General features: G+C 63.5%; 27 protein-coding genes. 8 read left to right on the top strand and 19 right to left on the bottom strand.

The window, feature by feature from the left end; all coding sequences use genetic code 11:
- Positions 1 to 7: 7 nt before the first annotated feature.
- Complete coding sequence (locus ACERHN_RS04755) at positions 8 to 883, bottom strand: zinc-ribbon domain-containing protein (RefSeq protein ID WP_415921502.1); 876 nt, start codon at positions 881 to 883, stop codon at positions 8 to 10.
- 147 nt (positions 884 to 1030) lie between these two features.
- On the opposite strand from ACERHN_RS04755, the gene ACERHN_RS04750 reads away from it, so the two are divergent.
- Genes ACERHN_RS04750 through ACERHN_RS04735 form a run of 4 tightly spaced genes read left to right on the top strand, consistent with a single transcriptional unit; the run spans position 1031 to position 3930 of the window.
- Positions 1031 to 1708 (top strand): cell division ATP-binding protein FtsE, encoded by a 678-nt coding sequence (locus tag ACERHN_RS04750; RefSeq protein WP_415922684.1) that lies wholly within the window; start codon positions 1031 to 1033, stop codon positions 1706 to 1708.
- Entirely contained in the window at positions 1705 to 2610 is a 906-nt protein-coding gene (locus tag ACERHN_RS04745; RefSeq protein ID WP_415921501.1) for a cell division protein FtsX, read from the top strand. The genes ACERHN_RS04750 and ACERHN_RS04745 overlap by 4 nt, the downstream gene beginning before the upstream one ends.
- Positions 2610 to 3341 (top strand): lysophospholipid acyltransferase family protein, encoded by a 732-nt coding sequence (locus tag ACERHN_RS04740; RefSeq protein WP_415922683.1) that lies wholly within the window; start codon positions 2610 to 2612, stop codon positions 3339 to 3341. Before ACERHN_RS04745 ends, ACERHN_RS04740 begins: the two co-directional genes overlap by 1 nt.
- Positions 3328 to 3930 (top strand): pyridoxamine 5'-phosphate oxidase family protein, encoded by a 603-nt coding sequence (locus tag ACERHN_RS04735; protein ID WP_415921500.1) that lies wholly within the window; start codon positions 3328 to 3330, stop codon positions 3928 to 3930. The genes ACERHN_RS04740 and ACERHN_RS04735 overlap by 14 nt, the downstream gene beginning before the upstream one ends.
- Before the next feature lie 37 nt (positions 3931 to 3967).
- Here ACERHN_RS04735 and ACERHN_RS04730 read toward each other — a convergent pair whose 3' ends face one another.
- The 17 genes from ACERHN_RS04730 to mdh all read right to left on the bottom strand — a co-directional run bounded on the left by ACERHN_RS04730 (position 3968) and on the right by mdh (position 20137).
- Positions 3968 to 4468, bottom strand: a complete 501-nt coding sequence (locus ACERHN_RS04730; RefSeq protein WP_415921499.1) for a fasciclin domain-containing protein — start codon at positions 4466 to 4468, stop codon at positions 3968 to 3970.
- A 188-nt stretch (positions 4469 to 4656) separates the two neighbouring features.
- Complete coding sequence (gene lpdA / locus ACERHN_RS04725; protein ID WP_415921498.1) at positions 4657 to 6045, bottom strand: dihydrolipoyl dehydrogenase; 1389 nt, start codon at positions 6043 to 6045, stop codon at positions 4657 to 4659.
- A 60-nt stretch (positions 6046 to 6105) separates the two neighbouring features.
- Complete coding sequence (locus ACERHN_RS04720; RefSeq protein ID WP_415921497.1) at positions 6106 to 6513, bottom strand: MAPEG family protein; 408 nt, start codon at positions 6511 to 6513, stop codon at positions 6106 to 6108.
- On the bottom strand, positions 6510 to 6893 hold the full coding sequence (locus ACERHN_RS04715; protein ID WP_415921496.1) for a hypothetical protein: 384 nt from the start codon (positions 6891 to 6893) through the stop codon (positions 6510 to 6512). The genes ACERHN_RS04720 and ACERHN_RS04715 overlap by 4 nt, the downstream gene beginning before the upstream one ends.
- Positions 6890 to 7435, bottom strand: coding sequence for a hypothetical protein (locus ACERHN_RS04710; RefSeq protein ID WP_415921495.1), 546 nt, complete (start codon positions 7433 to 7435; stop codon positions 6890 to 6892). Before ACERHN_RS04710 ends, ACERHN_RS04715 begins: the two co-directional genes overlap by 4 nt.
- Before the next feature lie 70 nt (positions 7436 to 7505).
- Entirely contained in the window at positions 7506 to 7907 is a 402-nt protein-coding gene (locus tag ACERHN_RS04705; protein ID WP_415921494.1) for a hypothetical protein, read from the bottom strand.
- Between the two features lie 4 nt (positions 7908 to 7911).
- Positions 7912 to 9429 carry a 2-oxoglutarate dehydrogenase complex dihydrolipoyllysine-residue succinyltransferase gene (odhB, locus tag ACERHN_RS04700; protein ID WP_415921493.1) on the bottom strand — a complete coding sequence of 506 codons (1518 nt, stop codon included), beginning with the start codon at positions 9427 to 9429 and terminating at the stop codon, positions 7912 to 7914.
- Between the two features lie 4 nt (positions 9430 to 9433).
- On the bottom strand, positions 9434 to 12391 hold the full coding sequence (locus tag ACERHN_RS04695) for a 2-oxoglutarate dehydrogenase E1 component (RefSeq protein ID WP_415921492.1): 2958 nt from the start codon (positions 12389 to 12391) through the stop codon (positions 9434 to 9436).
- Positions 12392 to 12816: 425 nt separating this feature from the next.
- Positions 12817 to 13701, bottom strand: a complete 885-nt coding sequence (gene sucD / locus ACERHN_RS04690) for a succinate--CoA ligase subunit alpha (RefSeq protein ID WP_415921491.1) — start codon at positions 13699 to 13701, stop codon at positions 12817 to 12819.
- Between the two features lie 12 nt (positions 13702 to 13713).
- Positions 13714 to 14532, bottom strand: a complete 819-nt coding sequence (locus tag ACERHN_RS04685) for a glycosyltransferase family 25 protein (protein ID WP_415921490.1) — start codon at positions 14530 to 14532, stop codon at positions 13714 to 13716.
- Entirely contained in the window at positions 14529 to 15035 is a 507-nt protein-coding gene (locus tag ACERHN_RS04680; protein WP_415921489.1) for a hypothetical protein, read from the bottom strand. Before ACERHN_RS04680 ends, ACERHN_RS04685 begins: the two co-directional genes overlap by 4 nt.
- Entirely contained in the window at positions 15035 to 15751 is a 717-nt protein-coding gene (locus tag ACERHN_RS04675) for a hypothetical protein (protein ID WP_415921488.1), read from the bottom strand. Before ACERHN_RS04675 ends, ACERHN_RS04680 begins: the two co-directional genes overlap by 1 nt.
- Positions 15748 to 16170, bottom strand: coding sequence for a hypothetical protein (locus ACERHN_RS04670; RefSeq protein ID WP_415921487.1), 423 nt, complete (start codon positions 16168 to 16170; stop codon positions 15748 to 15750). Before ACERHN_RS04670 ends, ACERHN_RS04675 begins: the two co-directional genes overlap by 4 nt.
- 20 nt (positions 16171 to 16190) lie before the next feature.
- Complete coding sequence (gene sucC, locus ACERHN_RS04665; protein ID WP_415921486.1) at positions 16191 to 17384, bottom strand: ADP-forming succinate--CoA ligase subunit beta; 1194 nt, start codon at positions 17382 to 17384, stop codon at positions 16191 to 16193.
- A gap of 182 nt (positions 17385 to 17566) precedes the next feature.
- On the bottom strand, positions 17567 to 18346 hold the full coding sequence (locus ACERHN_RS04660) for an adenylate/guanylate cyclase domain-containing protein (RefSeq protein ID WP_415921485.1): 780 nt from the start codon (positions 18344 to 18346) through the stop codon (positions 17567 to 17569).
- 68 nt (positions 18347 to 18414) lie between these two features.
- A complete protein-coding gene (locus ACERHN_RS04655) occupies positions 18415 to 19146 on the bottom strand; it encodes a glycosyltransferase family 2 protein (protein WP_415921484.1) in 732 nt (243 codons plus the stop codon).
- A gap of 28 nt (positions 19147 to 19174) precedes the next feature.
- Positions 19175 to 20137 (bottom strand): malate dehydrogenase, encoded by a 963-nt coding sequence (gene mdh / locus ACERHN_RS04650; RefSeq protein ID WP_415921483.1) that lies wholly within the window; start codon positions 20135 to 20137, stop codon positions 19175 to 19177.
- A 166-nt stretch (positions 20138 to 20303) separates the two neighbouring features.
- On the opposite strand from mdh, the gene ACERHN_RS04645 reads away from it, so the two are divergent.
- Together ACERHN_RS04645 and ACERHN_RS04640 are read left to right on the top strand one after the other, a co-directional pair.
- A complete protein-coding gene (locus ACERHN_RS04645) occupies positions 20304 to 21059 on the top strand; it encodes a sulfite exporter TauE/SafE family protein (RefSeq protein WP_415921482.1) in 756 nt (251 codons plus the stop codon).
- Positions 21056 to 21493, top strand: a complete 438-nt coding sequence (locus ACERHN_RS04640; RefSeq protein ID WP_415921481.1) for a GNAT family N-acetyltransferase — start codon at positions 21056 to 21058, stop codon at positions 21491 to 21493. The genes ACERHN_RS04645 and ACERHN_RS04640 overlap by 4 nt, the downstream gene beginning before the upstream one ends.
- Positions 21494 to 21545: 52 nt before the next feature.
- Here the strand turns inward: ACERHN_RS04640 and ACERHN_RS04635 are convergent, their stop codons facing one another.
- A complete protein-coding gene (locus tag ACERHN_RS04635; protein WP_415921480.1) occupies positions 21546 to 21872 on the bottom strand; it encodes a hypothetical protein in 327 nt (108 codons plus the stop codon).
- 351 nt (positions 21873 to 22223) lie between these two features.
- Here ACERHN_RS04635 and ACERHN_RS04630 point away from each other — a divergent pair, with 351 nt between their 5' ends.
- Positions 22224 to 23078, top strand: coding sequence for an HpcH/HpaI aldolase/citrate lyase family protein (locus tag ACERHN_RS04630; RefSeq protein ID WP_415921479.1), 855 nt, complete (start codon positions 22224 to 22226; stop codon positions 23076 to 23078).
- A gap of 3 nt (positions 23079 to 23081) precedes the next feature.
- The gene (locus ACERHN_RS04625; RefSeq protein WP_415921478.1) at positions 23082 to 23636 is read left to right on the top strand and encodes an NnrU family protein; all 555 of its coding nucleotides are present in this window, start codon (positions 23082 to 23084) and stop codon (positions 23634 to 23636) included.
- The last annotated feature ends 2 nt before the right edge of the window (positions 23637 to 23638 follow it).

The following is a 23638-nucleotide window of genomic DNA, read 5'->3' as shown; positions in this document are numbered from 1 at the left end:
AAGGCGGTTATTCGCCCTGTGACGCCGCGGTCGCGTCCAGCCATTGCAGAATGCCGGTCACGCGCCCATCCAGCCACGTCCGGGCGCTGTCGACCTGCGCGACATAGGCGCTGAGATACGGGTCCACCTGCGGGACGGATTGCGCAATTTGCGGCGCAAAGACGTAAATGGCGCCGAGGATCAGGGCCAGAACGATCATCAACATAAAACCGCGCCCGAAACCGCCACGACGTTTGACCGGGTTGGCCTCGTCGGGGCTTGGGTCCGCTGCGCGGGTTTCGCGATCACCCGAGGAGCGCAAGGTGGAATTGATTTCTTCGATGTCGGGCAGCAGCTCGCGCCGTGAGCCAACGGCGGCGGCCGTGGCGGCGGCGTTGACGGCCTCGGCGCTCTGCGGCTCTTCACCGCGCAACCGTGCCATGCGTTCGCGGGCCTCCCGGGCGCGGCGGTCGCTTTCGCTTTCGGCGTCGTCGAGGCCAAGGTCGGGCTGCGTCTCGAGCGTCTCACCCGCGCGTGCCTGCGCTTCGCGCTGCGCTTCTTCGCGCAGGATGTCGGCCACGCCGGGATCGAGACTGCGTTGCGGTGGGCTGGCCTGCGGTTCCGGCTCCGGCTCCGGTTCGGGTTCCGGCTCTGGTTCCAGATCAGGTGCCGGGGGCGGCGGCGGGGCCGCCGCGCTGCGTTCTTCGTCCTCGCCCGGTGCATCATCCGGCTCGGCCAGATCATCGGGCAAATCTGCGGGCGGTTCCTCGGCGGGGGGGTGATCGGGGTGGTGCTGATACCACGTCTGACCGCAATTGGAGCATTGCACATCACGCCCCTCGGCGGGGATGACATCATCCACCACTTCGTATTGCGCGTCGCAATTTGGACAGATCAACCGCATCGCTGGCCCCAACCTTTGTTTTGAGACGCAGCATATGGTGCAACCGGCGCGCAGAAAAGCGCGAACTGGATTGCGCCCATGCAAGGCATTCAGATTGAAACGCGCCTGATGCTGGGGCACAACAGGGGCAATATCGAGGGGACGGGCGTGATCGAGCTGGAAAATGTGGCCTACAGCTACGGCGGGGGCGAGCTTTTGTCGGACATTTCCGTCAAGCTGGCACCGGGATCGTTCCATTTTCTGACGGGTCCGTCAGGGGCGGGAAAGACCACGCTGCTCAAGCTGTGTTACGGCGCGCTGTTGCCGATGGCGGGGCATGTGCGGTTGTTTGATGCGGATGTGCGGGGGCTGGACCGGGATGCGGTGGCGCTGATCCGGCGCCGCATCGGGGTGGTGCATCAGGATGTGCAGTTTCTGGATCATCTGCCCGTGGCCGACAATGTCGCGCTGCCGCTGACCGTGTCGGGCCGCCATGCCGAGGCTGCTGGCAGTGATCTGGGCGAATTGCTGGGCTGGGTCGGGTTGCAGGCGCGGGCGGCGGCGACGCCGCCGGAGCTGTCGGGCGGTGAACGTCAGCGCGCCGCACTGGCGCGCGCGGTCATTATGTCGCCCGAAGTTGTGCTTGCGGACGAGCCGACGGGCAACGTGGATTGGGACATGTCGCAGCGCCTGCTGACGCTGCTGGTGGAGCTGAACCGCATGGGCAAGACCGTGCTCATCGCGACCCATGACCTGAGCTTGATCCGCGCCGCCAAGGCGCAGGTACAGGCGCGCGTGCTGCGCATTGCGAACCGCCGCGTGCAATTGGCGGGAGCGGATTTGTGAGGCTGGATCTGGCACAGCTGCGCGCGCTTTTGGCGGGTGACAGGCAAGCGGACCGCGTGGTGCCGCCATCGGGGTTCACGGCGCAACTGACACTCTTTGCCGCCGGAGCCATGGCCTTTCTGGCCGTGTTCGCGCTGGCCCTGTCGCTGGCCGCGGGCCGGCTCGCGGATCGGTGGGGGGCAGAGTTGGCACAGACGGCAACCCTGCGCATCGTGGCCCCGGTGGACCAACGCGCGGAACAGACGGCTGCGGCCCTGGCCGTGCTTGAAACCACGCCGGGCGTGACCGCATCGCGCGCGCTGAGCGATGCCGAGCAGGCGGCACTTCTGGCCCCGTGGTTCGGGGCGGACCTGCCGCTCGATACGTTGCCCGTGCCGCGTTTGATCGAGATGACAACCGACAGCGGTTTTGATCCGCGCGGGCTGAGCCTGCGCCTCGCGGCCGAAGTACCGGGCGCGGTGTTGGACGATCACGGTCGCTGGCGCGGGCCGCTGGTGTCGGCGGCCAGCCGGTTGCGCGGTCTGGGGTGGATCGTGGCCCTGCTGATCACCGCGGCGGTGGCGGCCATGGTGACGCTGGCCGCGAATGCGGCCCTCGCGGCAAATGCACAAGTGATCGCGGTGCTGCGGCTCGTGGGGGCCACCGACAGCTATATCGCCAATGCATTCATCCGCCGGTTCACCCTGCGGGCCCTGTCGGGGGCCTGCGTCGGGGTGGTCGCGGGTCTGATCGCGGTATGGCTGATGCCGTCGGGCAGTGCCGATGCGCCCGGCCTGCTGACCGGGATCGGGTTTCAGGGGGCGGGATGGCTTGTTCCGCTACTCATTCCACTTGTGGCGGGCGGGGTCGCCCTGATCGCGACGCAAACCGCCGCCCGCCGCGCCCTGGGAGGGCTCACGTGATGCTGCAAACGGTCCGCTCCGCAGCCTTTGTGCTGCATATCTATATCATGATGCTGATCATCGGGCTGCTCTTTGCACCCTACGCCATCATCAGCCGCCATGGCGCGCGTTCGGCCTGCAAGACCTACAGCCGCTATGTCTTCTGGTCGATGCGCTGGTGGGTGGGCATTCGTGCCGAAGTGCGAGGTGACGTGCCCACGGGCGAGGTGCTGATCGCGGCCAAGCATCAATCGTTCCTCGACATCATGATGATCTTTACCGCGCTGCCATCGGCCAAGTTCATCATGAAACGCTCGATCCTGTGGACCCCGATCATCGGTCTCTATGCCAAGCGGCTGGAATGTGTGCCGGTGGAGCGGGGCAAGCGGGGGGCTGCCATCGCCAAGATGGTGCGCGATGTCGAAGCAGGGCGTGCCAATCCCGGCCAACTGATCATCTATTCCCAAGGCACACGCGTCGCACCCGGCGTGCGCGCGCCCTACAAGGTCGGCACCGCCGTGCTCTATGAACAGCTGCAGCAACCCTGCGTGCCCGTGGCGACCAATGTGGGCGTCCTGTGGCCACGCACCGGCATGCGACGGACACCGGGTCTGGCGGTGGTTGAATTTCTGCCACCGATGGAACGCGGGCTTGACCGGGACACATTCATGGCGCGGCTCGAAGAAACAGTGGAGGCGCGGTCGGACGCGCTGATGCGGGAGATAGGGTTTGATCCGGATGGAGTACATTGACGACATCACGACGCTTGAGGCGCTTTATGGCACACCGGGGCAGCCGTCACTGCGCAAGGTGGCGGATCATCTGACGCCGCTTTACCGCAAATGGGTTATGGCATCACGCTTTGCGGTGCTGACCACCGTGGGGCCAGACGGCACGGATGGCAGCCCGCGTGGCGACGATGGCCCGGTGGTGACGGAGCTTGATCCGCGCACCCTCGCGATGCCCGACTGGCGCGGCAACAACCGGCTCGACAGTCTGCGCAACATCGTGGCCGACGGGCGGGTGTCGCTGATGTTCATGGTGCCGGGGTCCAACACCGTGGTGCGCATCAACGGACAGGCCCGGTTGACGACGGATGCGGAGCTGCGCGCGCGGTTTGAGCGGAACGGGCGGCAGCCTGCTACGGTGATCGTGATCCGGATTGCCGAGGTCTATACCCAATGTGCCCGCGCCGTGATGCGGGCCGGTCTGTGGTCGCGCGATGATGCGGAAGGATTGCCCACACCCGGTGAAATCCTGGCCGAAGCGTCACAGGGCGAAGAAGGCGGCGCAGATTATGACGCGGCATGGCCCGCACGCGCCGCCAAAACGATGTGGTAGGTGCGCCAGACCGACCGTCCGGCGCACCGGGCATGCATCAGGGCAGCAGCACAGCGTCAATGGCGTGGATCACGCCGTTGCTGGCAAAGATGTCCGGCTGGATCACGTTGGCATTGTTGACCTTCACGCCGGTGCCGACCTTGCCGACCTGTCCGTTCACATCAAGCGTACCGCCTTGAACGGTCGTGACTTGCTGGCGCGTGCCCAGCACATCGCCCGCCGTGATCTGACCGGGCACGACGTGATAGGTCAGGATATTGACCAGTTGGTCGCGGTTTTCGGGCAACAGGAGGCTGTCGACGGTGCCTGCGGGCAGGGCGGCAAAGGCGTCGTTTGTCGGGGCGAACACGGTGAACGGGCCGGGGCCTTTGAGCGTGTCGACCAAACCTGCGGCCTGCACGGCGGCCACGAGAGTGGAAAAGTTCGGGTTGCCCGCAGCGATGTCGACGATGTCGTCACCGGCAGGCTGCGCGCATGCGCCCAGCGTGATGAGAGCGGCGCCACCGCCAATGAGTTTCAGGGTGCTGCGACGATTCATGATGTGATCCTTTGAAATGCGTACAAATGCGGTTTCAGCAAACCCGCATGCCAGACACATGAAAAGAGCCCGCACGCGGTTGCGTACGGGCCAACGCCAGCTTGGGCAGAAAAGTTCCGGCGGACCTGCTGCAAGCGGGCGATTTCCCGCCCGCCGGCTGTGTCTGCAGCGCCTTCGGGGACGCAGGATCACATGTGGATGGCGCCCATCCCACAGGCGAGGGCGGCCTCACGCACCGCTTCGGAATAGGTCGGGTGGGCATGGCATGTCATCGCCAGATCCTCGGCGGAGGCACCGAATTCCATCGCGACGCACACCTCGTGGATCAGATCGCCTGCTCCGGGACCGATGATATGTGCGCCAAGGATGCGGTCCGTTTCCGCGTCCGCGAGGATTTTGACAAAGCCGTCGGCGGCAAAGTTCGCCTTGGCCCGACCGTTGCCCATAAAGCTGAACTTGCCTGCCTTGTAGGCACGGCCCGCGGCCTTCAGCGTCTCTTCGGTTTCGCCGACATTGGCCACTTCGGGGTGGGTGTAGATCACGCCGGGAATGACGCCATAGTTCACGTGGCCATGTTTGCCCGCAACCACGTCCGCGGCGGCCACGCCTTCGTCTTCGGCCTTGTGGGCCAGCATCGGCCCGTCGATGACGTCGCCGATGGCATAGATGCCGGGCACGTTGGTTTGCCAATGCGCATCGACCTTGATCTGGCCCCGGTCGGACATCGCAACGCCAAGCGCGTCAAGCCCAAGACCGTCGGTATAGGGCTTGCGGCCCGTCGCCACCAGAACCACGTCCGCATCGGCCACGTGTTCGCTGTCGTCACTGCGCATCTTGAAATGGACCTTCGCCTTGGTCTTGGTCGCTTCGACCTTTTGCACGGCGGCCCCGAGCGTGAATTTCAGCCCCTGTTTGGTCAGGATTTTCTGGAACTGGCGCTGTACCTCGGCGTCCATGCCGGGGGTGATGGCGTCGAGGAATTCGATCACCTCGACCTCGGCACCGAGGCGGGCGTAGACGGACCCAAGCTCCAGCCCGATGACGCCCGCGCCGATCACAACCATTTTCTTGGGCACCTTGTTCAGCTCCAGCGCGCCGGTGGAGGTCACGACCACCTTTTCGTCCACATCCACACCGGGCAGGGACGCCGGTTCGGAGCCGGAGGCGATGATGATATTTTTGGCCTCGTGGACGTCATCGCCCACCTGGACCTGTCCTGCCTTGGGGATGGATCCCCACCCCTTGAGCCAGTCCACCTTGTTCTTTTTGAACAGGAATTCGATGCCGGAGGTGTTTTGACCGATGGTGTCGGTCTTGTAGGCCTGCATCTGTTTCCAGTCGACGGACGGTGTCTTGCCCTTGAGGCCCATGGTGGCAAAGTTGTGCTCTGCCTCGTGCAGCATGTGGGAGGCGTGCAGCAGCGCCTTGGACGGGATGCAGCCAATGTTGAGGCAGGTGCCGCCCAGCGTGTCGCGCCCCTCGACCACGGCCACCTTGAGGCCGTTTTGAGCCGCGCGGATGGCGCAGACATAGCCGCCGGGGCCGGAGCCGATCACGATAAGGTCGTAAGATGCCATGGGTCAGGTCCTTTTGTTGAAGCGTGGAACCGGGGCGCTGCCCCGGACCCCGTGGTATTTTTAGCCAGAAGAAACGAGTGCTGCGATCAGCATGAGTGTCGTGGCGCCAAAGCCCGCCATCCAGATATAGCTGCGCCAGGGCACCCATCCAAACGCATAAGCCGGCACGTAAAGGATGCGCGCGGCGAGATAGACATAGGCACAAGAGGCGGTGAACGTCGTTGAGCGGTCGCTGAGCGTGATGACGATGCAGGCAATGGAAAAGAGGATCAGCCCTTCGAAGTGGTTGTTGAGCGCGCGGAACAGGCGTGCGGTCCTGGGGCTGAGCTGCGCCTCGAGCCCGCCTTTGTCGCGGGTGCCGAGGGTGCGGCCCTGACCCAGTTCGAGATTGGCGGGCACCGACATCAGCACGAATTGCACGACTTGCAGCAATGCGGCGAGGGTGAGGGCGGTCAGTTCGGGTGTCATGTGCGGCCCAACTCTCTTGTGCGGATGAGGAATATAAGGATACCGCAGGCGAGCAGCAATGTGACGGGGTGTCGGAGAACGCCGGACAGCGATGCGCCCTGGCCTTCGAACGGGTCCGCGCCGAGGAAATAGTGCAGGCGGTAGGCCAGCACGTAGATGATAAAGAGCCACAGGGCAGCTGTCGCCCGCAGCCACAAGGCCAGCGCAATGGCGACGGGCAAGGCGAGGGCGGGCGAGATGCGGAAGAGGCCCGGCAGGCCATCATTCAACTCTTCGACCATGCGCGGCAGATTGAACGCCACGAAGTCGTAAAGCGCGAAGACCGCCGTACCGGTCGCGGCGGCGGTCGCGAGCCAGTAGAGGGCGCGTGCGGTTGTCATGCGGCCCTCACGGCGTCGGCGATCAACCCGGCGCGCTTGTCATAGCTGCCGATGCGGGCGGAGGGGTGTGGTGCCGTGATGTGATCCACGTCGAAATGCCGCAGCACCTGTGCGCTGTCATTGCCCAAGGCGACGGGCCTGCGTCCCATCAATTCGTGCCGCCCGATGGCGTCAAAGCTGGCGCGGGAATGGGCGGCGGGGATGGTCGAGGACCGCTTGGGCGTCAACAGGTGAAAGATCGGCGTGATGTAGATGTCCGCACGGGTCAGGCCCAGCAGCGCCAGCACGCGGCCCATCACCTTGTTGTACGGGATGTCCGGCAGGTAGCCGGTCCGTTCCAGCTGCGCGCGGTGCGCGTGGGCGGATGGGGCATCGAGCCAGTCCTTGGAGATCAGGAGCGGGCCGTCAAGATTGCCTGACGTAAGCTGGATCGGGGAGACATATGGACCGTCGAAACCCGCCTGCGTCAGCGTTTGGTAACCGGGCAGGTGAAACGTCCGGCGCGCGGTGATTGCACGTTGATATGCGGCTTGGCGGTTCATGCCACGGGCCGCCCGCAATCGCCCGGCTTGACCCGGGTGGCTGCAGCGTGGGTGTGTTCGGGGCACAGCTTCATTGGACACTGTGTGTCACCATACGTGTCCACAGGGTGAGAACCGCAAGGCCAACACCAAACGCGATCAGACGCGCGGTATTGATCGCGAATGTGTCGGCATAGGCGGATGTAACAAGCGCACCTGGGGAAAAGTGCCCCAACGCCATCACGGCCAATACGATCGCAACCGTCAAGGCCCCACCGATATAGGCATTGGGGCGCAGCCTCCATGTGGCTGTTGCCCAAAACGCAGCTGCGGCGAGCATGGCGGTGGACAGGCCGAAATAGGCCGTGGGCTGGACGATACCGTCCAGAACACCCGCGGATCCTGCCAGGCCGCTCAGGATGTTCCCGGCCATCGAGATGGCAATCATCATGGCAAAGCCACAGATGATCCAGATGCCCGCCCCGCGCGCCATGCTGTTACAGGTCCATCAACAACCGGCGCGGATCCTCCAGCGCCTCTTTCACACGGACGAGGAACGTCACAGCACCTTTGCCATCGACGATCCGGTGATCATAGCTGAGCGCCAGATACATCATCGGGCGGATCACGATTTCACCGTTCACGACCATCGGCCGGTCCTGGATCTTGTGCATGCCCAGAATGCCCGACTGTGGTGGGTTGAGGATCGGCGAGGACATGAGCGAGCCGTAGACGCCGCCGTTGGAGATAGTGAACGTCCCGCCCTGCATCTCGGCCATGGAGAGCTTGCCGTCGCGTGCGCGGGCGCCTTTTTCGGCAATCGCCGCTTCGATCCCGGCAAAGCTCATTGCGTCCGCGTCGCGGATCACGGGCACCACGAGGCCTGTGGGTGTGCCCGCCGCGATGCCCATATGGACGAAATTCTTGTAGACGATGTCGGTGCCGTCAATCTCGGCATTCACCTCTGGAACCTCTTTCAGGGCATGGCAGCAGGCTTTGGTGAAGAACGACATAAAGCCCAGCTTGATGCCGTGTTTCTTCAGGAACAGATCTTTGTACTCGTTGCGCAGGGCCATCACGGCGCTCATGTCGACCTCATTGTAGGTCGTGAGCATCGCGGCGGTGTTCTGGCTGTCCTTCAGGCGTTTGGCGATGGTCTGGCGCAATCGGGTCATCTTCACCCGTTCCTCGCGTGCGGCATCATCTGCCGGGACGGGGGCACGCGGGGTGGGCGCGCTCGCCGCAGGCGGCGGGGCCACAGCCGCGGCAGAGGCAACAGCGCGGGCCACATCATCCTTCATGATCCGGCCATCGCGGCCCGTTCCAGTGACGGCATCGGCCGACAAGCCAGCCTCCGCCATCGCCTTCTCCGCGGACGGTGCGTTGGCCACATCCGTCCGCGCGCCGCCTGCCGGTGCGGGGGCGGCGGCGGGCGCCGCATCAGCAGCGGGGGCTGCGGCAGGCGCAGCGCCAGAGGCCGAGATCACGGCCAGCTTGGCCGATGCATCCACGGTTGTGCCCTCGGGCGCGGTGATTTCGGCCAGCACACCGGCCGCGGGTGCTGGCACTTCGACGCTCACCTTGTCCGTCTCCAACTCACACAGCATCTCGTCCTGTGCCACGGCATCGCCCACGGCCTTGAACCATGTGCTGACCGTCGCTTCGCTCACGCTTTCGCCCAATGTGGGGACCATGACGTCGACACTATCGCTTGCCGGTGCGGTCTCGGCGGCGGGCGCCGGTGCCTCTGCGCTCTTGGCAGGTGCAGCCGCGGCGTCGCCTTCTGCAATCGTCGCCAGCAGAGCATCCACCCCAACTGTTTCCCCTTCGGCGGCAACGATGTCGCCAAGGGTTCCGGCCACGGGCGAAGGCACCTCGACCGTGACTTTGTCTGTTTCCAGCTCACACAGCATCTCATCCATGGCCACTGCATCGCCCGGTTTCTTGAACCATGTGGCGACGGTGGCTTCGGTGACGCTTTCGCCCAAGGTGGGCACGCGGACTTCGGTGGTCATGACTTTATCCTTCGATGGTCAGCGCTTCGTTCACGAGGGCTGCTTGTTGGGCTTTGTGTTGGCTCGCCAGACCCGTGGCGGGTGAGGCGGATGTGGCGCGGCCCACGTAAACGGGGCGCGAATGCTTGGCCTTGATGCGGCTCAGGACCCATTCGATGTTCGGTTCGATAAAGGTCCAGCCACCCTGGTTCTTGGGCTCTTCCTGGCACCAGACCATTTCGGCCCCCTTGAACCGCTCCAGCTCTTTGACAAGCGAGATGGCGGGGAAGGGATAGAATTGCTCTATCCGCAGCAAATATACATCGTCGATCCCGCGCGCGTCGCGTTCCTCGAGCAGGTCATAGTAGACCTTGCCCGAACACATCACGACGCGCTTGATCTTGTCATCAGCCTTCAGCTTGGTGTCCGAATTGCCCAGTTGCGCGTCATCCCACAGCACACGGTGGAAGGAGGAGCCATTGGTGAACTCTTCGGCCTTGGACACCGCCAGCTTGTGCCGCAGCAGGGATTTCGGGGTCATCAGGATCAGCGGCTTGCGGAAGTCGCGGTGGATCTGACGGCGCAGGATGTGGAAGTAGTTCGCAGGCGTCGTACAGTTCGCCACGATCCAGTTGTCCTGCCCGCACATCTGCAGGAACCGCTCGAGCCGGGCGGAAGAGTGCTCCGGTCCCTGACCCTCGAACCCGTGGGGCAACAGCACGACAAGGCCCGACATACGCAACCATTTCGATTCACCGGAACTGATGAACTGATCGAACATGATCTGCGCCCCGTTGGCAAAATCGCCAAACTGCGCCTCCCACAGGGTCAGCGCGTTCGGCTCGGCAAGGCTGTAGCCATACTCAAACCCGAGCACCGCATATTCCGACAGCATCGAATCGATCACCTCGTACTGCGCCTGACCCTTGCGGACGGCGTTCAGCGGGTAATAGCGTTCCTCGGTCTCCTGGTTCACCAGCCCCGAATGTCGCTGCGAGAACGTCCCGCGCGTCGAATCCTGACCGGCCAGGCGCACCGGATACCCTTCGGTCAGCAGTGACCCGAACGCCAGCGCCTCGCCCGTGGCCCAGTCAAAACCTTCACCGCTTTCAAACATCGCGCGGCGCGCATCTAGAAGCCGCCCGACCGTTTTGTGCAGGGGGAAACCCTCCGGCACGGAGGTGAGCGCCGTTCCCACTTGCGCCAGGGTTTCTTCGGGAATCGCGGTCTTGCCGCGCTCGTATTCCTCACCGTTCTTGTCGAGATGCGACCACTTCCCGTCCAGCCAATCGGCCTTGTTCGGCTTGTAATCCTTGCCCGCTTCGAACTCGTCATTCATGCGCGCCTGAAAGGCCGCCTTCATGTCCTCGATCTCGCCCTCGGGGATCAGCCCGTCGCGCACCAGCCGCTCGGTATAGAGGGTGAGGGTCGTCTTGTGGCTCTTGATCTTCTTGTACATCACCGGGTTGGTGAACATCGGTTCGTCACCCTCGTTGTGGCCGAACCGGCGGTAACAGATGATGTCGATCACCACGTCCTTGTGGAATTTCTGACGGAATTCCGTGGCCACTTTGGCGGCGTGCACCACGGCCTCGGGGTCATCGCCGTTCACGTGGAAAATCGGGGCCTCGACCACCAGCGCGTTGTCGGTGGGATAGGGGGAGGACCGGCTGAAATGCGGGGCGGTCGTAAACCCGATCTGGTTGTTGACGACGATGTGCATCGTGCCGCCGGTCTTGTGCCCCTTGAGGCCCGACAGCGCGAAACACTCCGCCACGACACCTTGCCCGGCAAAGGCCGCGTCGCCGTGCAGCAGGATTGGCATGACGCTGGTGCGGTCTTCGTCGTTCACCTGATCCTGCTTGGCCCGGACCTTGCCCAGTACGACGGGGTTCACCGCCTCAAGGTGGCTCGGGTTCGCGGTCAGCGACAGGTGCACTTCGTTGCCATCAAATTCGCGGTCGGACGACGCACCAAGGTGGTACTTCACATCGCCCGATCCGTCCACGTCCTCGGGCTTGAAGCTGCCGCCCTGGAATTCGTTGAAAATCGCCTTGTAGGGTTTGGCCATCACGTTGGCGAGGACCGACAGACGGCCCCGGTGGGGCATTCCAATCACGATGTCACGCACGCCAAGCGCACCGCCGCGTTTGATGATCTGCTCCATCGCGGGGATCAGGCTTTCGCCGCCATCGAGGCCGAAGCGTTTGGTGCCCATGTATTTGACGTGCAGGAATTTTTCGAAACCCTCGGCCTCGACCATCTTGTTCAGGATCGCCTTGCGCCCCTCGCGGGTAAAAGCGACCTCCTTGCCGAACCCTTCGATCCGCTCCTTGAGCCAACCCGCCTCTTCGGGGTTCGAGATGTGCATGTATTGCAGCGCAAAGGTGCCGCAATAGGTGCGCTTCACGATCTCCAAGATCTCGCGCATGGACGCAACCTGCAGGCCCAACACGTTGTCGATAAAGATCGGCCGATCCATGTCCGCTTCGGTAAAGCCGTAGGATTTGGGATCCAGTTCCGGGTGCGGCGTCTGATCGCGCATGCCCAGTGGGTCGAGATCGGCCACAAGGTGCCCGCGGATGCGGTAGGCGCGGATGATCATCAGCGCGCGAATACTGTCGAGAACGGCGCGCTTGATCTGGTCATCGCTGACGCTGACGCCTGCTTCGGCGGCCTTCGCCTTGATCTTGTCGCCCGCAGCTTTGGCTTCGGGCTCTGGTGCCCACTCGCCGGTGAGCGCTGCGGTCAGGTCATCGCCCGGCTGCGGCGGCCAATCGGCGCGCGCCCAGGACGGTCCCTCGGCCTCGCGCTTGACGGAGACCTCATCATCGCCCATCGCCTTGAAAAACGCCTGCCAGCTTTCGTCCACCGCCGCAGGGTCGTTGGCATAGCGGGCATACATCTGTTCAAGGTATTCCGCATTGTGCCCCTGCATGAAAGAGGAGGCGTGGAACTGGTCGTTGGGGGATTGGTCGGTCATTGGGAGGCTCCCATACAAAAAATGTGGGCTCGTTTACGGCCTTGGAGCCGTTGCGCAAGCCGCGGGCTTACTGGCTCGACCCGAGCTTGGTCGGCGTCGCATAGGTCTGCCGCGAATGCGATCAGAGCTTGCTGCGATAAACTGTCTGGATCGTATGTCACGACTTGAGGGTCATCTTTTAGCGAAAACAGAATGACTTTCAGGCCGGGCGGGATTTCAGCGAATTCTTCCGCGTGTGTGGTCGCGAATGCCTCACCTGAGAGCAAAAGCAGACTGATGCAAGCTGCGGCCCGGCGGCACTGCCGGGCATCTCCTGACCGACTCGTTTTGCCGAAGGCAAACCCTAGGTTTGGCGAGCGGGGCATACTGCCCACCCCGCGGCGCGGGCATGCCCTCAGTTTTGATGCCAGACCGTTCAGCATGCCTTAGCCCTTAATCGCCTCCATCACGGCCTCGCCCAGCGTTGCGGGGCTGTCGGCCACCACGATGCCCGCGGACCGCATGGCTTCGATCTTGTCCTCGGCACCGCCCTTGCCGCCCGCGACAATCGCGCCCGCGTGGCCCATACGGCGGCCCGGAGGGGCGGTGCGACCTGCGATGAAGCCTGCGGTGGGCTTCCAGCGGCCCGCCTTCTTTTCGTCGGCGAGGAACTGGGCCGCGTCTTCTTCCGCAGAACCGCCAATTTCGCCGATCATGATGATGCTTTCGGTTTCCGGATCGGCCAGAAACATCTCCAGCACGTCGATATGTTCGGTCCCCTTGATCGGGTCGCCTCCGATGCCCACGGCGGATGATTGGCCAAGGCCCATATCGGTGGTCTGTTTCACGGCCTCATATGTAAGCGTCCCCGAACGCGATACGACACCCACGCTCCCGCGTTTGTGAATGTGGCCGGGCATGATGCCGATCTTGCAGGCGTCCGGCGTGATGACACCGGGGCAGTTGGGGCCGATCAGACGGGACGACGAGCTTTCCAGCGCGCGCTGCACCTTCATCATGTCGAGCACCGGAATACCTTCGGTGATGCAGACGATCAGGGGCATTTCGGCATCAATCGCCTCCAAAATCGAATCCGCGGCAAAGGGCGGCGGGACATAGATCACGGACGCGTTTGCCTCCGTCCGCTCCATCGCCTCATGGACCGAGTTGAACACGGGCAGGTCCAGATGCGTCTGGCCCCCTTTGCCCGGGGTCACACCGCCCACCATTTTGGTGCCGTAGGCAATCGCCTGTTCGGTGTGGAACGTCCCTTGGGAACCTGTCAGGCCCTGACAGATCACTTTGGTATTTTCATCGATGAGTACGGCCATAACAGGTCCTTTTCACGTCTCGGAATTTGAAGGGGTCGCGCCCGTCTGGGCGGCATAGGGGACGGGGGTCAGAACGATCTGACCGGTGAAGAATTTGAAATATGTCGACAGCGGGTAGGACACCTCGCGCCAGCCCCGCTTGAGCTTTTGCACCGTCAGCGCCCAACCCTTGGGCCGTTTGCGGTGCGACAGGCTTGGTTCCGCGCCCGCGGGTTCATTGCCTTGCTGCACGAGCGCCGGGCTCACCTGATAGGTCACGACGCTGCGCGCCGCCGGCGAGGCGTTGCGGTTAAACAGGTAATTGTCGATCGACACCGCAAAGGGCCGGTGCGCCAGCATCCGGCGCGCACCCTCGCGGTTGAGGATATAGCCAGCGGAACCCACATGACGGCCAAAGAGGCGGCGCAGTTCGCGGCCCAGATGACGTGGACCGTCCTTTGCCAACAACACCTTGGTGCTGCGCCCGTTCCACCGTTCGATCTTGACCAGATGGGCGTCGTCCGGCCACCACGACATATCGCGCAACCACGCGGCAATGTCGGGCGAGATGAACACGTCATCCTCGAGGATCACGCAAAACGCCGCATCCGACGACATGAACCGCTCCCACGCCATCTCGTGGCTGATCGTGCAGGCCATGTTGCCGGGTTGGAACGTACCCCAAGGCCCTTCGGCCTTGCAGTGTTGCAGCATCACCGCGGGCTCGTGTTCCTTCATGTCGAAGGCAGGGGGGAACGCAGCCTCGATCCCCGCCTTGGCCAATTCGGCCTGCATATGCGCGCGCCGTTCCGTGGCGCGGGCCAGGTTGATGACCTCGACATAGACACTCATGACGGCAACCCCTGACCGGCAGGCAAACGGTCCACGCGGATAAAGGTTTCGGCACCGTCCGCGCGGGTGCCGATATGGACAACCGCCACGCGCTGGCGCAGCAGTTCTCGCGCCTCGATGTAAGATGTCCCGGGCGTGGCCGCAAACGGGTCGGGCAGGGGCAGCGGTGTGCCAAAGACCGGCGGCGTCGCCATCTTGGCTTGGACCGCTTGCACGGCATCGGCGGCGTGATCACCGGCAAAGGAGACTTCGCAGCGCCGTTCGGAAAAGGCGGGCGCCGATGGTGCCGGTTCCAGCGATGTGTCCCAGAATTCCAACGCGAAGGGCAGGGGCGTGCCCGCAGCCTTTTCCATATTGGCCCGTGCGTCTTCCGCCGTCTGCCCGGCCTTGAAGCAATAGGCCGTGAACGCCGCAATCGCCGGATGCTCGGCCGCAAGGGCCGGGGCCGTCGCCGACATCACGGCCCCAGAAAAGGCCAGTTTATGCCACGCCGCACGGGACATCAGCCGCGAAACACGCCCGGTTGGGTCCGTGTCATTGCGCCGCTGCCGCCGGAAATCAGCGCCACCGCGCCAGTGTTGCCGATGACAAAGGCGTTTTCGCCGGGCAGTTGTGTCACCGGCACGCCGGACGCGCGCACATCGTTGAGGAACACCGGCAGCACCTGGGCAAAGCCTGCATTGCGCGGCGTGACCGTGCATTGACCAAAGCCGCTGCCCCGCGTGTCCTGCGACAGGGTCGCGGTCACAAAGCTGCTGGTGAATTCCGTGCGGTTGTTGCGCGCGCGGCGCTCCTTGAAGCCCAGCCGCTTGAGAACACTTGCCGCCGCATCCGGCGATGCCGCCGTTTTCAGACACGCCTCGACAAAGATGATGGTGGCCGCCTCGCCGGGCGCGCGCGCGGCGAGCAGGCGGTTGGCCACCTGATCCACGTTTAGCGCCGTGTTCGAGCCTGCGGACTGTGCCCTTGCGGGTGCTGCGGCTACGGGCACGGGGCGCTCGCCGGTGCGGATCTCCTGCGTGCGCTGTGCGGACTGGATTTCTGTGGCACGTTGGGCGCCGCGCGTGGTCAGCGCCTCGCGCTCTTCCAGCCATATCGCGGTCGATGCCAGACCCAGCGGGGGCAGCTCTGGACCGGTCGGACCGGACGCGGATGAAATCGGGCTGTCGCAAGCCGCCAAAGCAGCGGTGATGACGAACGCAGGAATAAGCTGTTTCATGACGACCCCGTTACGAAAAAGGAATGGTAGAGGCGATTGCCGAACGCACGTGTTGGTCCGGGTTCAACGGCGGGCAGATCGCCCAAAGCCTTAAGCTGCCGGGCAGAGCCGGATGCGCCTGCGACCATGGAACACCGCCCGGATACCACCTTGACCGACAGGTCATAGCGCTGGTGGAAAAACGTGCCCGTCTTTGCGCTTTGGACAAATCCCCCGATGCGCGCCAACGCCTGCGACGCGCCATCGAAATCCGGTTGCGTGTCGATACACGCGGAGCGCAACACGTTGCCCGCAAAAGCGGGCGCGGTGCTTTGCGGACCCGGTGCCGCCGTGTCAGAGCGCAGGATGCCCTGTGACCCAACCGCAGCGGTCCCATCGTCGCATGCCGACAGCGCCAGCAAAGCCAGCGCTGCTGCCATTATATGCGCACCGCGCAGTCTCACCCTTTGACGGCCTGCACGATCTTTTGTGCGCCGTCCTTGAGGTCATCGGCGGCGATGACGTCGAGGCCGGAGTTGTTGATGATGTCCTTGCCCTGCTGCACGTTCGTGCCTTCGAGCCGGACAACCAGTGGCACCTGCAGACCCACTTCCTTGACCGCGGCCACCACGCCTTCGGCAATCACGTCGCAGCGCATGATGCCGCCAAAGATGTTCACCAGAATGCCTTTGACGTTGGGATCGGAGGTGATGATCTTGAACGCCTCGGTCACCTTTTCCTTGGTCGCACCGCCGCCCACGTCGAGGAAGTTGGCAGGCTCTGCGCCATAAAGCTTGATGATGTCCATCGTCGCCATGGCCAGACCCGCGCCGTTCACCATGCACCCGATCTCGCCATCCAGCGCGATGTAGTTCAGGTCGTATTTAGAGGCGGCGAGTTCCTTGGGGTCTTCCTCGGTCTCGTCGCGCAGCTCATTGACGTCGGCATGACGGTAGATCGCGTTGCCATCGAATGACACCTTGGCATCCAGCACCTTCAGATCGCCGCTGTCGGTCACGATCAGCGGGTTGATCTCCAGCATCTCCATGTCTTTTTCCATGAACGCTTTGTAGAGCAGGCCCATCAGGCCAACGCATTGTTTGACCTGCTTGCCCTCGAGGCCCAGCATGAAGGCGATGCGGCGGCCGTGATAGGCCTGATAGCCTGTGGCGGGATCAACCGAAAAGCTGAGGATTTTTTCAGGCGTTTCGGCGGCGACCTCTTCGATGTCCATGCCGCCCTCGGTCGAGCAGACAAAGGACACGCGGCTGGTCACACGGTCGACCAGCAGGGCCAGATACATCTCGGTCTCGATGCCCGAACCGTCCTCGATATAGATGCGGTTCACCTGTTTGCCCGCCGGGCCGGTCTGATGCGTCACAAGCGTGCGGCCCAGCATCTTCTTGGCTTCTTCGGCGGCCTCTTCGACCGACTTGGTCAGGCGCACGCCGCCCTTTTCGCCCGCATCCGCTTCTTTGAACGACCCCTTGCCGCGACCACCGGCGTGGATTTGCGCCTTGACCACCCACAGCGGGCCATCCAGCGCCCCGGCGGCGGTTTTCGCGTCTTCGGCCCGCAAGACAACGCGCCCGTCCGAGACCGGAGCCCCGTAGCTGCGCAAAAGGGCTTTGGCCTGGTATTCGTGGATGTTCATAACAAATCGGTCCCGTGTGGTGGTGCAGGTTCATGCCTATTCCACCGAACCTGAAGGCCACGTAAACGGGAAATGTGTCGCAGGTAGGGGATTTTACCCCATATTCTGAATTTTGTGATCACACGATAAAAAAGTGTGATCACAAAGCGCCTAGTGCGCGAAGCAGATTCGGCAACCGCGTGTCAGGCGGGCAGGGTTTGATCGCGGTATGCGCGCCATTTTCTGTATAGAATAAAGAGCAATGCGACCTCCGGTATCACGGTCACAAAGAACGGCAGCCCCGCAGCGATATCCACAAACACAATCGCCCCAAGCGCTATCAGCAATCGGTTGCGCGTCTTGATGAAATCCGCGCGACCGGGCGGTTCTGCCGCCGGGGGCTCCGGTTCGGGGGCGCGCTCGGACACTTTGGGGCCGAGGTTGTCGAGGATACGGGGGGCGGTGATACCGTCCGCTTCAACGGCGTACACCCCGACGGCGTCCCCGAGATGCTTGAGCGCGGTGGGTCCAAGCGGGCGGAGCTCCGCACCGTTCAGCTTGCCGCGCACATGGTCATAGACCTGCTGCGAAATCAGCACGCCGCCAATTTCCGCCACTTCCTGCAAACGCGCGGCGAGATTGACGCCATCGCCCAGCAGATCGTCGCCTTCGACAATCACATCGCCCAGATGCACACCGATCCGAAACGGCAACAGATCGTCGCGCGCGTTCAGCGTGGTTTGCACCGAGATTGCGCATTTGACGGCCGACACGACGGATGGAAACTCTGCGATCAGCCCGTCGCCTGACGTGTTGGCGATGCGGCCATGCGCCTCCCGTATCGCGCCGTCGATCACATCCCGCGCACCACGCAGCGCGCGCACGGTGCCTTCCTCATCGCCGCGCATCCGGCCCGAATAATTGGCCGCATCCGCGGCGAGGATCGTGGTGAGCTTGCGTTCTATGGGGCGCGACTGGGGCATGGAAAAAGTATATGCGCTTTACATTGGGGTTGCGACCGTCATTTGCCGCCGCGCGGCCACCTGCCACATCACCCGAAGCGTTTGAACCACGCAAATTGCAGCCTGTGCCACAGGGATTTGAGCAGAAATCCCTTGGCCTTCTTGCGGCGGATTTCATCGGTTTTGACGGTCGGCGCGAACCCGATATGGGTGACGTCGCCCGCTTCGAGATAGACAAGCCGAAAGCCGCGCAGCTTGTGATAGTGGCTCAGGTCGCGTTCGGGACCGATCCGGGCATAAGGCGCATGTGCGGCGTAATCCGCGGTGCGCCGCAGCCCGGGATTGAACGAAAAACTGCCCCACCGCCTGTGCGCCTTGGGGTCTGCAATGCGCACGCCAACCCCCGCAATCTCACCGGGGGCGGCCTGGTTTTGCGCATCCGGCGCCTCGCTCCACGCACGCATCATGACCGCGTGCACGTCGGGACGCGCCGCCAAAATGGCGCGGCTTTCTGCGATGAACAGCGATGTCGGGAACAGCCAGTCATCCTCGCAATGAAAGATGTAGGGCGTGTCGACCTCGGCATAGGCGCGGTCGATGGATGCAATCTGACCCAACGTGGTTTCGTTCTGCAGAAACAGATGCGGGATGTCGCCAAGGCGTGTGGCCACCACGGGGGCGATCCCGGGGTGGTCGCTGTCTTCGATGACGATGATGCGTTTGACCGCGCTCAGGTCCCGCGCGGCGATACTGGCCAGTGTCTGGTCCAGATCATCCGGGCGCTTGCAGGACGTGATGACAATCGTGGTGTCTGCCGTCATGAGAGCGCGCCCGGATGCAGGTTTGGGATCAGCTGAGGCTGTCGTCGATGCCCTTGCACGCGTCCATCAGGCCTTGCACAGCCTTGACGGAGGTGTCGAACATCTCCTGCTCTTCCTTGTTGAGCTTGATGTTAACGATGCGTTCGATGCCGCCCGCGCCAATCACCGTGGGCACGCCCACATACATGCCCTTCAGGCCAAATTCACCGTCGCAATGGGCGGCACAGGGCAGGACGCGCTTTTGATCCTTGAGATAGGCTTCGGCCATCTCGATGCCCGCAGTTGCGGGGGCGTAGAACGCGGAGCCGGTTTTCAGCAGGCCAACAATCTCGGCGCCGCCGTCACGGGTGCGCTGTACGATCGCGTCCATCTTTTCCTGCGTGGTCCAGCCCATGTCGATCAGGTCGGGCAGGGGGATGCCAGCGACGGTCGAATAGCGCACGGACGGAACCATCGTGTCGCCATGGCCGCCCAGAACAAAGGCGGTGACGTCCTTCATGGACACGTCGAATTCCTCGGCAAGGAAGTGGCGGAACCGCGCGCTGTCGAGCACACCGGCCATGCCGCAGACCTTGTTCGCGGGCAGGCCCGAGAATTTCTGCAGCGCCCAGACCATCGCGTCGAGCGGGTTGGTGATGCAGATGACAAAGGCGTCTGGCGCGTTGGCGGCGATGCCCTCGCCCACGGATTTCATCACCTTGAGGTTGATGCCCAGAAGGTCGTCACGGCTCATGCCCGGCTTGCGCGGCACACCGGCGGTCACGATGCAGACGTCTGCGCCCGCGATATCGGCATATGACTGCGTGCCTTTCAGCTTGGCATCAAACCCTTCGGAGGGGCCGGATTCCGCGATGTCGAGCGCTTTGCCTTCGGGTGTGCCTTCGGCGATGTCGAACAGGATCACGTCGCCCAGCTCTTTCAACGCTGCGAGGTGGGCAAGGGTGCCGCCGATCTGACCGGCGCCGATCAGCGCAATCTTGGGTCTGGCCATGGGTGAAATTCTCCGCACTAGGGGTTTTCGTTGGCGCGGTGCCTAACGCGGGCGGGCGGTCCGCGCAAGTCTGCTGCGCTGCGGCACATGGCGCGGACCACTCTGGCGAAGCGAGGAATGGCGCGCTAAAGGAACAGGAACGCACAGTTTTTCCGGACACTTCCCGATGCTCGAGCTCAGTTGGGCCTTTTTTGCGATTGCCGGTCCGGCCGCGATCTTTGCGGGCATCTCCAAGGGTGGTTTCGGGTCAGGTGCGGCCTTTGCGGCGGCGTCGATTCTGGCGCTGGTGGTGGAGCCGGGGCTGGCGCTTGGGGTGATGTTGCCGCTCTTGATGCTGGTCGATGCGGCGACGCTGCGGCCCTACTGGGGGAAATGGCACTGGCCCACAGCGCGGCTGATGATCCTTGGCGGCTTGCCGGGCGTGGCCCTTGGGGCGGCGCTTTATGCGCGCTCGGATCCGGATGTGCTGCGGGTGCTGATCGGGGCGATCTCCATCGGCTTCGTGCTCTGGCAGGTGGGGCGCGGGCGCGGCTGGATCAGGATCGCAGCGGCAGCCTTGCCCCGTTGGGCTGGGGCGGTGGCGGGCTGTGTGGCCGGGTTCACCAGCTTTGTCAGCCACGCAGGCGGGCCACCGGCGGCGGTGTATCTGCTGTCGCTCAAGACGACCAAGACCGAATATCAGGCCAACACGGTCCTGATTTTCTTTGCCATCAACATCTTCAAATTCGTGCCTTATGCCTTTCTCGGCATGTTCACGGCGCAGACAGGCATGGCTAACCTCGTGCTCGCACCCTTCGCGCTGCTGGGCGCATGGATCGGGGTCAAGATGCATTTCATGGTGCCTGAGCGCGCGTTCTTCGCGCTCACTTACGTGCTTTTGATGGCGACGGGGACCAAGCTGATCTGGGACGGGCTGACATGATCCGGGCCTTCACGAGTGCGGATGCCGGGGCGGCGATGACCCTGTACCGGCACCTGGTGGGGGATCAGCCGCTTGCCGATGCGTCAGCATTCGCGTCGGTGATTGGGCAGCCGGGCACGACCGTCTGGGGGGCGTGGGACGCGGATCTGGCTGTGGCCTTGGCGACGTTGCATATCCTGCCGAATATCACGCAAGGCGGGCGGCCCTATGCGTTGATCGAAAACGTCGTCACCCATGCGGCGCATCGAGGATGCGGTCATGGACGGCAGGTGATGGAGGCCGCGGTGGACGCAGCATGGGCGGCGGAGTGCTACAAGATCATGCTGCTGACTGGTCAGTCAGCGCAGGCCCGCGGGTTTTACGAAGCACTTGGGTTTGGCGCGGATGAAAAGTGGGGGATGACCCTGCGCCGCGCCCCCCTGCGGCACATATGAAAAAGGCGCACCAAGCGGCGCGCCCTCTGTCGGTGTGTGTGTCGTGGCCGCCTCAGGCGTCGTTGCCTTTCGCGGGCAGCGCCTCGGCCAGTGCTTCAAACGCCTGACCGGACGCCACGAGGCAGGTCAGCCCGTTGGGCGTTGTGACCGTGATCGTCCAACTGCCGGTTTCTTCGGAGGCAAACACCTCGATCACCGCGTTGTTGGCCCCGAGGCCCATCGACTGCCGCGTTTCACCGTATCCTTCGGCCAACCGTGTCACCACAATGTCGCGTGGCCCGCAATTGCGCTGCTGCTGCGCTTCCACTGCGCCCGCAGCAATCGTGTTCAATGCCGCAGCCGCGGCCAGAGCGCCCAAACTCTTGAAAATCCGTGTCATCACGTATCGCCTTTCCCAATCAAGCGGCGAAACCTCTGGTCATCTGGCCCAACCGGCAGATCCGGCGATGACCGGGCAGCCCCGGTTCGGTGTTCCACGTCTCTCTCCCGCAAAGTCCTCGGCGGCCCAGCCGAAACGGCCCTCCCGGAGAGCGCGGAACAGGACAAGCCTGCGCGCCGAGCCTGAAAAAGTGGTTAACGCCCCGTCCGGTGATATGTGCAATTTGAGCCATGCTGCTCTGCCGCACAAAATACGGGCAAAAACTTTCTGCACCGCGGCGAAAATCCTCTTGAACTATCTGCAAATAAATGCGCAATTCCGCGCAACTTTATGACTCACGAGGATCGCATCATGGCCATCGCCCGTCCGCTACGTTCCGTGCTTTATATTCCGGGGTCGCGGCCGCGCGCGCTCGACAAGGCACGTGGGTTGCCCGTGGACGCCATCATCTTTGACCTCGAAGACGCGGTGTCGATTGATGAAAAGGCAACCGCCCGCGACACGCTGTCCGAGGCCCTCGCCACGGGCGGTTACGGTGCACGGATGAAGATCGTGCGCATCAACGGACTGGACACCGAATGGGGTCTGTCGGACGCGGTTGCGGCCTGTGCGATGGGGGCGGACGCGGTCCTGCTGCCCAAGGTGAATGCGCCCGCCGATCTTGATGCGCTGGCCGCGCATACGGGCGACGTTCCACTCTGGGCGATGATGGAAACGCCGCTCGGGATGCTGAATGCCGCCGCAATCGCCGTCCATCCGCGGCTGGATGGCATGGTCATGGGCACAAACGATCTGGCCAAAGAGTTGCAGACACGGTTCCGCCCGGACCGTCTGCCGATGCAAGCGGGGCTTGGCCTGTGCCTGCTGGCGGCCAAGGCGCACGGGGTGGCGATCATCGACGGTGTCTACAACGCGTTCAAGGATGATGCAGGGCTCGAGGCCGAATGCACCCAAGGGCGCGACATGGGCTTTGATGGCAAGACGTTGATCCATCCCGCACAGGTCGACATTGCCAACCGCGCTTTTGCCCCGTCCGAAGAAGAAGTCACGCTGGCAGAACGTCAGATCGCCGCCTTTGAGGAGGCCGAAGCCGCCGGGCAGGGCGTGGCCGTGGTGGATGGACGGATCGTCGAGAATCTGCACATCGTGACGGCGCGCGAAACCCTTGCCAAGGCCGAGGCGATCGCGGCCATGGCAGAGGGGTAGCATATGTTCTGGATCATCCTGGGGGCGGGCGTCGCGGTTTGGTGGGCGGCGCATCTGTTCAAACGCGTGGCACCGGCGCGCCGGGCGGCGATGGGCGATCCGGGCAAGGGTGCCGTGGCGGCGGCCATCGCCGTGTCCATCCTGTTGATGATCATCGGCTATCGCGGGACGGAGTTTTTGCCGGTCTGGCAACCGCCCGCCTTCATGGTGCATATCAACAACCTCGGTATGCTGATCGCGATCTACATGCTCAGCCCCGCGCCAAAGCGTGGCAAGCTGCTGCAAGGGCTGCGGCACCCGATGCTGACCGGCTTTTCGATCTGGGCGGTGGCGCACCTTTTGGTCAATGGTGATCTTGCGTCGATCATCCTGTTTGGCGGGCTGCTGGTCTGGGCCGTTCTGACCGCGCGCATCATCAATGCCGCAGACCCGGCATGGACACCGAACACCGGCGGCTCCTATGCCAAGGACGCCATGTTCCTTGTCGGCTCGGTCGTCCTTCTGGGCCTCATCGGCATGGTCCACAACTGGCTCGGCGTCTGGCCATTCCCGGGGTAAGC

The sequence above is a fragment of the Tateyamaria rhodophyticola genome (genome assembly GCF_047777875.1).
Classification (GTDB): Bacteria; Pseudomonadota; Alphaproteobacteria; order Rhodobacterales; family Rhodobacteraceae; genus Tateyamaria.
The sequence above is the reverse complement of the archived record's forward strand: the minus strand, read 5'-3'. Positions and strand labels throughout refer to the sequence as shown.